Here is a 12,901-nt window from a genome sequence, read left to right on the forward strand (position 1 = left end):
AACCCTCCGTGAGGTTGGCACTCGGAATCAGTTACAACGGGCAAGCCTACCAAGGCTGGCAAAGTCAGTTGTCCGGCCAGACGGTGCAGGACAAACTCGAAAAGGCGCTGGGCCAGTTCACCGGGCAAAGGGTTTCAACCTTGTGCGCCGGTCGAACCGATTCGGGCGTGCACGGCCTGATGCAGGTTGTGCATTTCGACACCCCGCTGGAGCGCGCGGCGTCTTCCTGGGTGCGTGGCACCAATGCCTTTTTGCCGCGCGACATTGCCGTGGAATGGGCGCAGGCAGTGCCGCCTGCGTTTCATTGTCGCGCCAGCGCGCTGTCGCGCCGCTACGCCTATATTCTGCTGGAGTCCCCGGTACGACCCAGTGTGGACGCGGGACGTGTTGGCTGGGCCTACCGGCCACTGGACATCGGCCCGATGCAGCAGGCCGCGGCACACCTCTTGGGCGAGCACGATTTCACCTCGTTTCGGGCCTCTGCTTGCCAGGCCTTGTCGCCCATCAAGACGCTCCAGCGCATCGACATTTCCCGGCGCGGCGCCTACTGGCGGTTTGAGTTCGAGGCCAACGCCTTCTTGCACCACATGATTCGCAACATCATGGGTTGCCTGATTGCGGTCGGCCAGCACAAGCACCCCTCTGACTGGGTGAACGACGTGCTGCTTGCCCGCAACCGGGATGCCGCCGCGCCGACGTTTTCACCCCACGGACTGTATTTTCTCGGTCCCCGCTACGCCCCCCATTGGGGACTGCCGGACCGTACGCCGGCCTATGATGGATTGCCATGACACCTGCCCAACTATTTGCCCTACGTACGCGCATCAAGATTTGCGGCCTGACGCGTGAACAGGATGTGGATGCGGCCGTAGCCGCCGGGGCCGACGCTGTCGGCTTTGTGTTGTACGACAAAAGCCCGCGCTATGTGTCGCCCAAGCGCGCCGCTGAACTGGCGCGCAGGCTGCCGCCCTTTGTCACGCCCGTGTTGCTGTTCGTGAATGAGAATGCTACTAAAATAATAGCTGCTTGCGCAGGTATTGCGGGGGCTACCGTGCAATTTCATGGTGAAGAAACACCTGAACAATGCCTCAACGCCACCCAGCAGGGTGCCCGCCCATTTTTGCGCGCGGCGCGGATCCCGCTGGGCGAAGCCGGTCGCCACTTCGATCTCGTAAAATATGCGCAAGATTATTCAAAAGCCCAGGCTATTCTGCTCGACGCGCATGTCGACGGGTATGGTGGCAGCGGGCAAGCCTTCAATTGGTCACTGCTGCCTCCAAACGTCAACGCTCACCTCGTCTTGAGTGGTGGGCTGAACGCTGCGAACGTGACCGAGGGCATTCTGCAGGTACGGCCCCGCTGTAAAACCCTGGCCGTTGATGTGAGCTCGGGGGTGGAGATGTCCGGCCCCGGCAACAAAGGCATCAAGGACCCTGAAAAGATCAACCAGTTTGTCGCCGCCGTTCGCGCTGCTGACCAACAACTTGCAGAGATGTCAAAACATGTTTGAGTATCAACAACCTGACCCGAGAGGTCACTTCGGCATTTACGGTGGCAGCTTCGTCTCCGAAACGCTGACGCACGCCATCAACGAGCTCAAGGCCGCGTACGCCAAGTACCAGCATGATCCGGCGTTCGTCGCGGAATTCAACTACGAGCTGGCCCACTTCGTCGGTCGCCCCTCCCCGGTTTACCATGCCGACCGGATGAGCCGCGAGCAGGGTGGCGCGCAGATTTTCCTCAAGCGCGAGGATCTGAACCACACCGGCGCCCACAAAATCAACAACACCATCGGCCAGGCCATGTTGGCCAGACACATGGGCAAGCCGCGCGTGATTGCCGAAACCGGTGCCGGCCAGCACGGCGTGGCGACCGCCACCATCTGCGCGCGCTACGGCCTGGAATGCGTGGTCTACATGGGCAGCGAAGACGTCAAGCGCCAAAGCCCCAACGTCTACCGGATGAAGCTGCTGGGCGCCACCGTGGTGCCGGTGGAGAGCGGCAGCCGCACGCTCAAGGATGCGCTGAACGAAGCGATGCGCGACTGGGTCGCCAATGTGGACAACACCTTCTACATCATCGGCACCGTGGCGGGGCCGCACCCCTACCCGATGATGGTGCGCGACTTCCAGAGCGTGATCGGCACGGAGTGCCTGGTGCAAATGCCCGAAATGTTGCAGGCCCAGGGCTGCAAGACCAAGCAACCCGACGCCGTGGTGGCCTGCGTCGGTGGCGGCAGCAATGCCATGGGTATTTTCTACCCCTACATCCAGCATGAAGCCACCCGCCTGATCGGCGTCGAAGCGGCCGGCGAAGGCATGGACTCCGGCCGCCACTCGGCCTCTTTGCAGCGCGGCAGCCCCGGCGTGTTGCACGGCAACCGCACCTATGTGCTACAGGATGACAACGGCCAGGTGACCGAGACGCACAGCATCAGCGCCGGGCTGGACTATCCCGGCGTCGGCCCCGAGCACGCCTTTCTCAAAGACATCGGCCGCGCTGAATACGTGGGCATCACCGACAAGGAAGCGCTGGAGGCCTTCCACTACCTGTGCCGCACCGAAGGCATCATTCCTGCGCTCGAATCGAGTCACGCCGTGGCCTACGCCATGAAGCTGGCCAAAACCATGCGACCCGACCAGTCCATCCTGGTCAACCTGTCAGGCCGGGGCGACAAGGACATTGGCACGGTGGCGGACCTGAGCCACGCCGACTTTTATTGCCGCCCGAGCTGCACCGGTCAGTCGGTGAAAGGCGGAGAAACCTCCGCTTTGGGTGCCGCAGAGCACATCGTGAGGATGCCCAAATGAGCCGTATTGCCGCTACTTTTTCCGCCCTGAAAGCAACAGGCCGCAAGGCGCTCATACCCTACGTCACCGCCGGCTTCCCGTTTGCTGACGTCACGCCTGAATTGATGCACGCTTTTGTTGCAGGCGGCGCCGACGTTATCGAACTGGGCGTGCCCTTTTCCGACCCCAGCGCCGACGGCCCCGTCATCCAAAAAGCCGGTGACAAGGCACTGGCCCAAGGCATTGGCATGGTCCAGGTGCTGGACATGGTGCGCGCCTTTCGCAACCAGAACAGCAACACACCCGTGGTGCTGATGGGCTACGCCAACCCGGTGGAGCGCTACAACCAAAAACATGACCGCCACGACGGTAAAAGCGCCTTTGTGACGGATGCCGCCGCCGCAGGCGTGGACGGCGTCCTAATCGTCGATTACCCGCCCGAAGAGTGCGAAGCCTTTGCCGCTGAGCTCAAAGGCAAGGGGCTCGACCTGATTTTTTTACTGGCCCCCACCAGTACCGACGAGCGCATGCAGCAGGTCGCTGCGGTGGCCAGCGGCTATGTGTATTACGTCTCGCTCAAGGGCGTGACCGGCTCAGGCGCGCTGGACACCGGGGCTGTGGAAGCGATGCTGCCGCGCATTCGCCGGCATGTAAAGGTTCCGGTGGGCGTCGGTTTTGGCATCCGTGACGCCGCCACCGCCCGTACCATCGGCAAAGTGGCCGACGCGGTGGTGATTGGCAGCAAGATCATCCAGCTGATTGACGAGCAGCCCCGAGACCAGGTCGCCCCGGTCGCCCAGAATTTCCTGCGCGAAATCCGGACCGCTTTGGATTCATAATTCCACCCCGAACTCCGGAGTAAACGCACATGAGCTGGCTCGAAAAACTTCTACCCCCCAAAATTCAGCACACCAACCCGGCCGACCGGCGCAGTGTGCCGGAAGGCCTGTGGATCAAATGCCCGAGTTGCGAGACCGTGCTTTACAAGACCGATCTGGAACAAAACCAGAACGTCTGCCCGACCTGCAGCCACCACCATCGCATCGGTGCACGGGCCCGGCTCAACGTGTTTCTGGACAACGAGGGGCGCTTCGAACTGGGGCAGGAAGTGCTGCCCGTGGATGCGCTCAAGTTCAAGGACAGTCGCAAGTACCCCGAGCGCTTGAAAGAAGCGCTGGAAAACACCGGAGAGACCGACGCGCTGGTGGTCATGGGTGGCACGGTGCACGGCATCAGCCTGGTGGTGGCCTGTTTTGAATTTGAGTTCATGGGCGGCAGCATGGGCTCGGTGGTGGGCGAACGTTTTGTGCGCGGGGTGCATACCGCGATCGAGCAAAAAGTGCCTTTTGTCTGCTTCACCTCCACCGGCGGCGCGCGCATGCAGGAAGGCCTGCTGAGCCTGATGCAGATGGCCAAAACCAATGCCTCGCTCACGCGTCTGGCCAAAAAGGGCTTGCCCTTTATCAGCGTGTTGACCGACCCCACCATGGGCGGCGTGAGCGCCGGATTTGCGTTTCTGGGCGATGTGGTGATTGCCGAACCGAAGGCGCTGATTGGCTTTGCCGGCCCCCGCGTGATCGAGTCCACCGTGCGGGTGACGCTGCCGGAAGGCTTTCAACGCGCCGAATTTTTGCAGACCAAAGGCGCCATCGACTTTATCTGCGACCGCCGGGAACTGCGCAAAACGGTGGCCAATACGCTGGCCATGCTGCAGCGCCAGCCCGCTGACGCAGTGATCTGAGCCAAGCGGGTACAGCGTGAGGTCTGGCCAGAAAGGTCAGGTGGCCAGCAAGGCCAGACCCTGCAGGTGGCCCAGCGCAATGGAGGCGATCTGCAGCAGCACCAGCAGCACCAGCGGCGAAAGATCCACCCCGCCGATCAAGGGCACCAAGCGTCGGATCGGCGTCAAAGGCGGCGCACACAGGCGCTCGATCACATCCGCTATGACCGAATGGGTCTGCACCCAGGACAGGACGGCGTAAACAATCACCAGGCCGGTCATGCCGGAGATGGCGAGCCGCAGCAGACCAAAGGCGGCCAGGATCGGCACGGCGTACAAGCCACCATCCGCTCCCGCCAGCAGCCACAGCAGGAAGAATTGCGTCAGTTCCAGCAAATAAGCGGCGACCAGACTGGCCACATCCCAGCGCCCCAGCGCCGGCACCACGCGCCGCAAAGGCAACACCAGCCAGTCCGTCAAGGCAAAGACAAAACGCCCCAGCGGATTGCCCGAGCGAGCTGACATGGGAATGCGCTGGTGCTGCATGTACAGCCGCAGCAGACAGGCGCCGCCCAGGACACCGGCGACAACCTCAAGCAGCAGGGAAATGATTTGGTAAAGCATAGGATTCAGATGTAAATCTCACTGGATCATAGCGACCGCACGCGGTCCACTTAAAATCTCATCTTTCGGCCAAAAATGGCCGCTCCCAGCCCTTCTTCGCTGTCCCTACAAATTGCGCCCCTCATGTCTGACCACACCATCACTCAAGCTCCCCAGGACGAAAACCAGCTGATCGCCGAGCGGCGCGAAAAACTCAAGGCCATCCGCCAGAGCCAGGCCGAGGGCAAGGGCATTGCTTTTCCCAACGATTTCAAACCCAGCGACCACGCCGCCGACCTGTTTGCCGCCCACGCCGGCCAGACCCCGGAAGGATTGATCGAACAAGGCGCCGTTGCCAAAGTGGCCGGACGCATGATGCTCAAGCGGGTCATGGGCAAGGCCAGCTTTGCCACGCTGCAAGACAGCACTGGCCGCATCCAGATCTACATCAAGGGCGAAGACATCGGCGCCGACCTGTACGCCAGCTTCAAGCACTGGGATCTGGGCGACATCGTGGCCGCCGAAGGCAAGGTCTTCAAGACCAAGACTGGCGAGCTCTCCATCCATGCCACCAGCGTGCGCCTGCTGACCAAGAGCCTGCGCCCCCTGCCCGACAAGTTTCATGGCATGGCCGACCAGGAGGTCAAGTACCGCCAGCGTTACGTGGACCTGATCACCGACGAGGCCACCCGCAAGCGCTTTGTGGCGCGCAGCAAGGCGGTCAGCGGTATCCGCGAATTCATGGTGGCGCACGACTTCCTGGAGGTCGAGACGCCGATGCTGCACCCGATTCCGGGGGGTGCCAACGCCAAGCCCTTCACCACGCACCACAATGCGCTGGACCAGCAGATGTTCCTGCGCATTGCGCCCGAGCTGTACCTGAAGCGCCTGATCGTTGGTGGTTTTGACCGCGTGTTCGAGATCAACCGCAGCTTTCGCAACGAAGGCATTTCGGTGCGCCACAACCCCGAGTTCACCATGATGGAGTTCTACGCGGCCTACTGGGACTACCAGGACCTGATGACCTTCACCGAGGCCCTGATCCGTGACGCCGCGCACAAGGCCGTCGGCTCGCTGCAGCTGAGCTACGGCGGCAGAGAGGTCGATCTGACCCAGCCATTTGAACGTCTGACAATTCATGAGGCCATCTGCAAGCACACCGAAGCCGGGCAAGCCCTGGAAGACGGCACCGGCTTGGCGGTAGACAACGCCGCCTGGCTCATCAATGCCCTGCGCAAACTGGGCCTGACAGAGGGGAAAAACAAGCTCTCCACGCGCTCGCTGGCCAGCCTGCAGGTGATGTACTTTGAAGAAACCGTAGAAGAAAAACTCTGGCAGCCCACCTTCATCTGCGAGCACCCGGTGGAGATTTCGCCGCTGGCCCGTGCCAGCGATCACAAGCCGGGCGTGACCGAGCGCTTTGAGCTCTACATCACCGGCCGCGAATTCGGCAACGGTTTCAGCGAACTCAACGACGCCGAGGAACAGGCCGCCCGTTTTCACGCCCAAGTGGCCGCCAAAGACGAGGGCGACGACGAAGCCATGTACTACGACCACGACTTCATTCGCGCCCTGGAATACGGCATGCCCCCCACCGGCGGCTGCGGCGTCGGCCTCGACCGCCTCATGATGCTGCTGACCGACAGCAGCAGCATCCGCGATGTGATCCTGTTCCCGGCATTGCGTCGGGAGGCTTGAGGAAAATAGGCTTCTAGCCCTCGTCGCCATTGCGTAGATAGCTATGACATTAATAGCAGTCAAGCCACTGAAGTACCTGCAAGGCTATGCCGCAGACACACTGGCGCAGGTCGAACAGCTCGTCGCCAGCAACCGTCTGGGCGAGTGGCTGCAGAAAAAATACCCCAGTGGCCACGGCGTGCGGACCGACAAGGCGCTGTTTGAGTACGTGCAGGCGCTCAAGCAAAGCTACCTGCGGGGTGCCGAGCCCTTGGCCAAGGTGGCTTTTGACAGCAAGCTGCATGTGGTGCAAAACGCCCTGGGCACGCACACCACCATCTCGCGGGTGCAAGGCAGCAAGCTCAAGTCAAAACGCGAAATTCGTATCGCGACCCTGTTCAAGGATGCGCCGCCCGAGTTTTTGAAAATGATCACCGTGCACGAGCTGGCGCACCTGAAGGAGCGCGCTCACGACAAGGCCTTCTACCAGCTCTGCACTTACATGGAGCCGAACTACCACCAGCTGGAGTTCGAGGTGCGTGTGTATTTGACGCACCTGGAGGTGTCGGGCACGCGCTTGTGGGGGCAGTCTTAGAAGCTTTCCCAACTGTCCCCGTCCGCTTTGGCGGTCTGAACTGGCGCCGTCAGCGCCAGCTTCTTGGCACTGCCGATGGTCGGCTTGGCGTGCGGCGCGTTGCCGAGTTTTCTGGGGGCTTGGGCCGTCTTGGCAGGCGTGTGCTGGCGCTGCACCGGCATACTGTGCGCGGCAAAGCTCCCTTGACCCTGCGCGAGCTTGAACACCGCCACCGCCTGCACCAGTTGCTGGGCCTGGGTCTTGAGGCTGTCAGCGGCGGCAGCACTTTCCTCCACCAGTGCCGCATTCTGCTGCGTGGCCTGGTCCATCTGGGTGATGGCTTCGCCCACCTGCGCCACCCCTTGGGCTTGCTCATTGCTGGCCGCGCTGATCTCGCCCATGATGTCGGTGACGCGACGGATGCTGCTCACCACCTCGGTCATGGTGGTGCCGGCCTGATCCACCAGCGCCGTGCCCTGTTCGACCCGTTCCACGCTGTCGTTGATCAGGGTCTTGATCTCCTTGGCCGCATCGGCTGAACGCCCGGCCAGACTGCGCACCTCGGAGGCCACCACCGCAAAGCCGCGGCCCTGCTCGCCGGCACGAGCCGCTTCCACCGCGGCATTGAGCGCCAGGATGTTGGTCTGGAAGGCAATGCCGTCGATCACGCTGATGATGTCGGAGATCTTCCGGGAAGAGTCGTTGATGCCTTTCATGGTGCCTACGACCCGGGCCACGACGTCGCCGCCTTTGACAGCCACGGTGGAGGCATTTAGCGCGAGCTGATTGGCCTGGCGCGCGTTGTCGGCGTTCTGGCGCACGGTGGAGCTGAGCTCTTCCATCGAGGCGGCGGTTTCTTCCAGCGCGCTGGCCTGCTCTTCAGTACGGCCGGACAAATCGCTGTTGCCCTGCGCGATTTGCATGGAGGCGGTGGCCACGCTCTCGGAGCCCTGGCGCACGGTGCTCACCACCTGGCCCAGGTTGTCCTGCATGGCCGAGAGGGCTTGCAGGAGCAAGGCCACTTCGTCCTTGCCTTTTACCAAGATGCGATGACTCAGGTCGCCTTCGGCCACAGCATTGGCCGCGTCCATCGCCTGGCTCAGCGAGCGCGAGATGCCGCGCACCAGGGCCAGGCCGAACAGAAAGGCAAACAGCACGCCGGTCACGATGGCGGCGATGGCGGCGATGCGGATCATGGCGTAACGGGCCACGGCAGCGTCATATTCTTTCTTGGCTTCGTCAATTTGCAGTTTCATCAGGGCGGCCATACCGTCTCGTACCGGAGCCCACAGCGGGCGAATTTTTCCAAATACGAGACTCTTGGCTCCCTCCAAATCGTTGGCGCGCAAAGCGACGACTGCGGGCTGAATACCGTCCTGGACCAATTTGGCGCGATCCTCGGCGAACTTCTTGGCGATCTTCGCTTCCTCGGTCGTCAGCGTGGTGGCCATGTAGGCGGCCCAGACCGTGCTGATCTCTGCGATGTTGGTATCGACCTCGGCGGTGTTTTTGGTGATTTCCTCGGGGATCGGATTGGCCAGCGAGTTGGCAATCGCCAGCCGGTTGCGCAGCAGGTTTTCCTGCACGTTGGCGATCTGCCCCATGGGCACAGTACGGTCTTCGTACACCGAATGCAGGGCCTCGTTGGCTGTGCTGATGCCAAACAGGCCCAGGCTGCCGATGGCAATAAGCAATGCGGACAAAATGCCGATCAACATGACCAGGCGGGTGGATATTTTCAGGTTATTCATGGGGCATTTCCTTCTATTCTGTTCTGTTCTGTTCTGTTCTGTTCTGGGTGGGTTGGAACTGCTTTTACTGAACCGTTTCGGCCATCAGCCCCATGTCGGCGCTGGACATGAGTTTTTCGATGTCCATCAGGATCAGCATGCGCTCCTCGTCACCGTTCTTGATGGTGCCAAGGCCCGTGACGTGTTCGGTGCTCAGGGCGCCGCTGAACTCGGGCGCCGGTTTGATGTCCTGACCCTTGAACTCGATCACGTCGGACACCGAGTCCACCACCACGCCGATGACGCGCTGGCCGATGTTGAGCACGATGGTGACGGTTATGTCGTCGTACTTGACTTCGCTCAGACCGAACTTGATGCGCAGGTCGATGATGGGCACGATCACGCCGCGCAGGTTGACTACCCCCTTGATGAAGGATGGCGTGTTGGCCATGCGCGTGGGCTTGTCATAACCCCGGATTTCCTGCACGCGCAGGATGTCGATGCCGTACTCCTCGCTGCCGAGGCGAAAGCTCAGGTATTCAGCGGCGTGGGCCGCCTGGGGGGCAGTACGGGATGCGGTTGGGGTGCTCGTGTTCATGGTGTCGGGTCCGCTGAGGGTTGAGGTAGAAGTGAAATTTGAAAACCGGAACGGGTCGGCAGAGGCTCAGGCGCGCCTAAGCCGGATAGCCGAGCAGCTCCTCGCGCGTAAAGCCGCTGACTTCGATGCAACTGGCGTTGCAGTGCGTGATGCGGCCTTTCAGGTCGGTGGTCGAGACCAGCCATAAGACTGCAATCCCGTTGAGTCTTCGCGCTGCTAATTCTTACATTCCGGGAAACGTCCATATAAGCAACTCAATGGCGCGAACGTCGCACTAATGCACTGGTATCGAGAATCAGGGCCACCTTGCCATTGCCCAGAATCGTGGCGCCAGAGACATTCGGTACCTTGCGGTAATTGGTCTCCAGATTCTTCACGACTACCTGCTGCTGACCGAGCAATTCGTCCACCAGCATGGCCACGCGGCTGCCATCCGCTTCGACCACCACCATGATGTCGCTGGTTTTTTCCAGGTCGAAGCGGGGCACCTCAAACAGCTTCTCGAGATGGATGACCGGCATGTACTCTTCGCGAACCTTGACCAGCTGGGAATTCTGACCCACGGTATTGACATCGCCAGCCTTGACCTGGAAGGATTCGACCACCGAGGACAAAGGCAGGATGTAGACCTCGTTACCAACACCCACCGACATGCCATCCATGATGGCCAGCGTCAGCGGCAGACGGATGGAGACCCGCATGCCGTGGTCTTCGGCCGAATCGATTTCCACCGTGCCGCCCAGGTCGGTGATGTTGCGTTTGACCACATCCATGCCGACACCGCGGCCAGAAATATCCGTGACGACGTCGGCGGTCGAGAAACCAGGTGCAAAGATGAGCTGCCAGACTTCACTGTCAGGTATGTGATCCGAAACGTTCAGGCCACGCTCCCGGGCTTTCTTCAGGATCTTCTCCCTGGGCAGGCCTCGGCCATCATCACGCACCTCAATGACGATGGAGCCTCCCTGATGAGCCGCCGACAGGGTGATGGTACCCATCTCAGGCTTACCCTTCTGGGCACGTTCCTCAGGTGTCTCGATGCCGTGGTCGCAGCTGTTGCGCACCAAGTGGGTAAGGGGGTCGGTGATTTTTTCGACCAGAGCCTTGTCCAGCTCCGTGGCCTCACCCTGCGTCACAAAATCCACCTTCTTGCCCAGCTTTCCGGCCAGATCACGCAACATGCGCGGGAACCGGTTGAAGACAAACGACATCGGGATCATCCGGATCGACATCACGGATTCCTGCAGGTCGCGGGTGTTTCGATCCAGATCAGCAAGACCCGCCAAAAGCTGTTGGTTGAGCGCCGGATCGAGGGCTTGGCTGTTTTGAGCCAGCATCGCCTGCGTGATGACCAGTTCACCGACCAGATTGATCAGCTGGTCCACCTTGTTGATGGCCACGCGGATGGTGGCGGCCTCCGGTGAAGCCGCCGCATCAGGCTTGGCAACGGATTGCTGCTCGCCCGGTGAAGCAGCGGCCGGCGCACCGGGCGCTCCATCAAAGAACCCATAACCGGGGGCGGGTGCAATCGGCGTGCCGGGCGGGGGGTCATCGTCGTAACTGTTGCCGCTGCGGGCGGCTACTGGCTCAGCCGAAAGATTGGAATCCGTCAGATCAAGAATCGTCACTTTGTCGCGCGGGAGATGAAAGACAAACAGGTCCAGCAAATCCTCATCGGTGGACGTGGTCATCACCTTGAAAAACCGGGTGTCCGCGCGGTCGCTTGGAAGATCGGAAATCTCACCGAGTCCGGCAATGTCGCGAAACAGCTCTTTCACGTCTTCGGCTTGCTCGGGATGGTTCAATGGTCCCATTTTGATTTCGAGATGCCTTTGACCATTCGGCATAGGACTGGCGCTTATAACAGGGATTGGGGCAGCGGCGGCCATAGCGGGCGTCGAGGCGTGTGCAACCGGGGCTGGTGCGGCAGGTAACGGGGCGGGTTGCGCCAACTGAGGGGCGACCTCAGGAGTTGCCCCAGATGCCAGCACGCTGATGCGGCGAACAAGATCCGCAGTGTCAAGGGCCTCGCCCTCGCCACCAGCCTGGTGCCGCGCCAACAGGCTGCGCGAGGCATCGGCCGACTCAAGCAGCACATCGACCATGATGGCGTTGGGCTGGATTTCATGGCGACGCAAGCGATCCAGCAAAGATTCCATCTGGTGCGTGAGTTTAGTCACATCATCGAAAGCAAAAGTAGCGGCACCACCTTTGACCGAATGGGCGCACCTGAAAATCCCATTGAGCTCTTCATCATCGGCGGTCTCGATGTTCAGGTTGAGCAGGAGCTGCTCCATCGAGTCCAGGTTCTCCCCGGCTTCCTCAAAGAAAATTTGATAGAACTGGGTCAGATCGAACGAATCATCGGAACCGCTGCTTTGTTGTTGTGCGAGTGACATGATTTGCCCTTCAATATTTGCAATGTGATCAGAATGCTGTCTCATGGGTAGCAACTGTTTGGGGGGTGCTTCAAACGTGAGGGAGTGAAGCAGCGTGGGGCTCGATGCACTTTTGGATCGGTGTTTTGGAACCTGTGGCGTGCCCCGTTTGAGCCGAGCTGCTTAATGCGGTCATGGCCTAAGTGCTGAAGCCACGGGAATCCAACTTGAAAACTGCTACTGCGTTGACCAGATCATGGGCCTGTGAATTCAGGCTGGAGGCAGCTGCCGCCATCTCCTCCACCAGCGCGGCATTTTGCTGCGTGGCCTGGTCCATCTGGGTGACGGCTTCGCCTACCTGGGATACCCCGGCACTTTGCTCGGAACTGGCCGCACTGATCTCGCCCATGATGTCGGTGACACGCCGGATGCTGCTCACCACCTCGGTCATGGTGGCGCCGGCCTGACCCACCAGCGCGGTGCCGTGCTCGACCCGTTCCACGCTGTCGTTGATGAGCGTCTTGATTTCCTTGGCCGCATCGGCCGAACGACCGGCCAGGCTGCGCACCTCGGAGGCCACCACGGCAAAGCCACGGCCTTGCTCGCCAGCGCGGGCCGCTTCCACCGCCGCGTTCAGGGCCAGGATATTGGTCTGGAAGGCAATGCCGTCGATCACGCTGATGATGTCGGAAATCTTCCTGGAGGAATCGTTGATGCCTTTCATGGTGTCGACCACTTGGGCTACCACGTCACCACCCTGGATGGCCACGCTGGAAGCGTTTTGGGCCAACTGATTGGCCTGTTTGGCGTTGTCGGCGTTTTGCTTGACGGT

At 61.0% G+C, this 12,901-nt stretch carries 12 protein-coding genes and 1 pseudogene; 7 read left to right on the forward strand and 6 right to left on the reverse strand.

The features are described from left to right. The first annotated feature begins 8 nt into the window (after positions 1-8). From truA to accD, 5 genes are read left to right on the forward strand one after another with little or no spacing between them, the layout of a single operon-like run. A complete protein-coding gene (gene truA, locus B3V69_RS05595) occupies positions 9-791 on the forward strand; it encodes a tRNA pseudouridine(38-40) synthase TruA (protein WP_296444566.1) in 783 nt (260 codons plus the stop codon). After that, the gene (locus B3V69_RS05600; protein WP_296444568.1) at positions 788-1,510 is read left to right on the forward strand and encodes a phosphoribosylanthranilate isomerase; all 723 of its coding nucleotides are present in this window, start codon (positions 788-790) and stop codon (positions 1,508-1,510) included. Before truA ends, B3V69_RS05600 begins: the two co-directional genes overlap by 4 nt. Further along, positions 1,503-2,810, forward strand: coding sequence for a tryptophan synthase subunit beta (gene trpB, locus B3V69_RS05605; protein WP_296444570.1), 1,308 nt, complete (start codon positions 1,503-1,505; stop codon positions 2,808-2,810). The genes B3V69_RS05600 and trpB overlap by 8 nt, the downstream gene beginning before the upstream one ends. Beyond that, complete coding sequence (gene trpA, locus B3V69_RS05610) at positions 2,807-3,628, forward strand: tryptophan synthase subunit alpha (protein ID WP_296444572.1); 822 nt, start codon at positions 2,807-2,809, stop codon at positions 3,626-3,628. The genes trpB and trpA overlap by 4 nt, the downstream gene beginning before the upstream one ends. 29 nt (positions 3,629-3,657) lie before the next feature. Next, positions 3,658-4,530: an acetyl-CoA carboxylase, carboxyltransferase subunit beta gene (accD, locus tag B3V69_RS05615; protein WP_296444575.1), complete on the forward strand. Its 873-nt coding sequence runs from the start codon at positions 3,658-3,660 to the stop codon at positions 4,528-4,530. Positions 4,531-4,566: 36 nt separating this feature from the next. Here the strand turns inward: accD and B3V69_RS05620 are convergent, their stop codons facing one another. After that, the gene (locus B3V69_RS05620) at positions 4,567-5,133 is read right to left on the reverse strand and encodes a YggT family protein (protein ID WP_296444577.1); all 567 of its coding nucleotides are present in this window, start codon (positions 5,131-5,133) and stop codon (positions 4,567-4,569) included. Positions 5,134-5,256: 123 nt separating this feature from the next. Between B3V69_RS05620 and lysS the strand changes: the two genes are divergently transcribed. Both lysS and B3V69_RS05630 read left to right on the forward strand, forming a co-directional pair. Continuing rightward, positions 5,257-6,810 (forward strand): lysine--tRNA ligase, encoded by a 1,554-nt coding sequence (gene lysS, locus B3V69_RS05625; RefSeq protein WP_296444579.1) that lies wholly within the window; start codon positions 5,257-5,259, stop codon positions 6,808-6,810. A gap of 43 nt (positions 6,811-6,853) precedes the next feature. Continuing rightward, positions 6,854-7,384: a YgjP-like metallopeptidase domain-containing protein gene (locus B3V69_RS05630; protein WP_296444581.1), complete on the forward strand. Its 531-nt coding sequence runs from the start codon at positions 6,854-6,856 to the stop codon at positions 7,382-7,384. Here B3V69_RS05630 and B3V69_RS05635 read toward each other — a convergent pair. From B3V69_RS05635 to B3V69_RS05655, 5 genes and pseudogenes are all read right to left on the reverse strand, one after another. Next, positions 7,381-9,114, reverse strand: coding sequence for a methyl-accepting chemotaxis protein (locus B3V69_RS05635; protein WP_296444582.1), 1,734 nt, complete (start codon positions 9,112-9,114; stop codon positions 7,381-7,383). The genes B3V69_RS05630 and B3V69_RS05635 overlap by 4 nt on opposite strands. Before the next feature lie 64 nt (positions 9,115-9,178). After that, positions 9,179-9,691: a chemotaxis protein CheW gene (locus tag B3V69_RS05640; protein WP_296444584.1), complete on the reverse strand. Its 513-nt coding sequence runs from the start codon at positions 9,689-9,691 to the stop codon at positions 9,179-9,181. Between the two features lie 82 nt (positions 9,692-9,773). After that, positions 9,774-9,887, reverse strand: a pseudogene (locus B3V69_RS05645) (PAS domain-containing protein); the annotation flags it as partial. 58 nt (positions 9,888-9,945) lie between these two features. Beyond that, positions 9,946-12,090, reverse strand: coding sequence for a chemotaxis protein CheA (locus tag B3V69_RS05650; RefSeq protein WP_296444586.1), 2,145 nt, complete (start codon positions 12,088-12,090; stop codon positions 9,946-9,948). A gap of 178 nt (positions 12,091-12,268) precedes the next feature. Further along, the coding region (locus tag B3V69_RS05655; RefSeq protein ID WP_296444588.1) for a methyl-accepting chemotaxis protein at positions 12,269-12,901 on the reverse strand (633 nt) is incomplete at its 5' end.

Origin of the sequence: Rhodoferax sp. UBA5149 (assembly GCF_002413825.1) — a bacterium.
Classification (GTDB): domain Bacteria; phylum Pseudomonadota; class Gammaproteobacteria; order Burkholderiales; family Burkholderiaceae_C; genus Rhodoferax.

Bases quoted from the DNA above. Each gene is read 5' to 3' on its own strand.
- B3V69_RS05640 (WP_296444584.1), bottom strand. From the start codon at position 9,691: ATGAACACGAGCACCCCAACCGCATCCCGTACTGCCCCCCAGGCGGCC.
- trpA (WP_296444572.1), top strand. From the start codon at position 2,807: ATGAGCCGTATTGCCGCTACTTTTTCCGCCCTGAAAGCAACAGGCCGC.
- B3V69_RS05630 (WP_296444581.1), top strand. From the start codon at position 6,854: ATGACATTAATAGCAGTCAAGCCACTGAAGTACCTGCAAGGCTATGCC.
- trpB (WP_296444570.1), top strand. From the start codon at position 1,503: ATGTTTGAGTATCAACAACCTGACCCGAGAGGTCACTTCGGCATTTAC.
- B3V69_RS05650 (WP_296444586.1), bottom strand. From the start codon at position 12,090: ATGTCACTCGCACAACAACAAAGCAGCGGTTCCGATGATTCGTTCGAT.
- B3V69_RS05620 (WP_296444577.1), bottom strand. From the start codon at position 5,133: ATGCTTTACCAAATCATTTCCCTGCTGCTTGAGGTTGTCGCCGGTGTC.
- B3V69_RS05600 (WP_296444568.1), top strand. From the start codon at position 788: ATGACACCTGCCCAACTATTTGCCCTACGTACGCGCATCAAGATTTGC.
- lysS (WP_296444579.1), top strand. From the start codon at position 5,257: ATGTCTGACCACACCATCACTCAAGCTCCCCAGGACGAAAACCAGCTG.
- B3V69_RS05635 (WP_296444582.1), bottom strand. From the start codon at position 9,114: ATGAATAACCTGAAAATATCCACCCGCCTGGTCATGTTGATCGGCATT.
- accD (WP_296444575.1), top strand. From the start codon at position 3,658: ATGAGCTGGCTCGAAAAACTTCTACCCCCCAAAATTCAGCACACCAAC.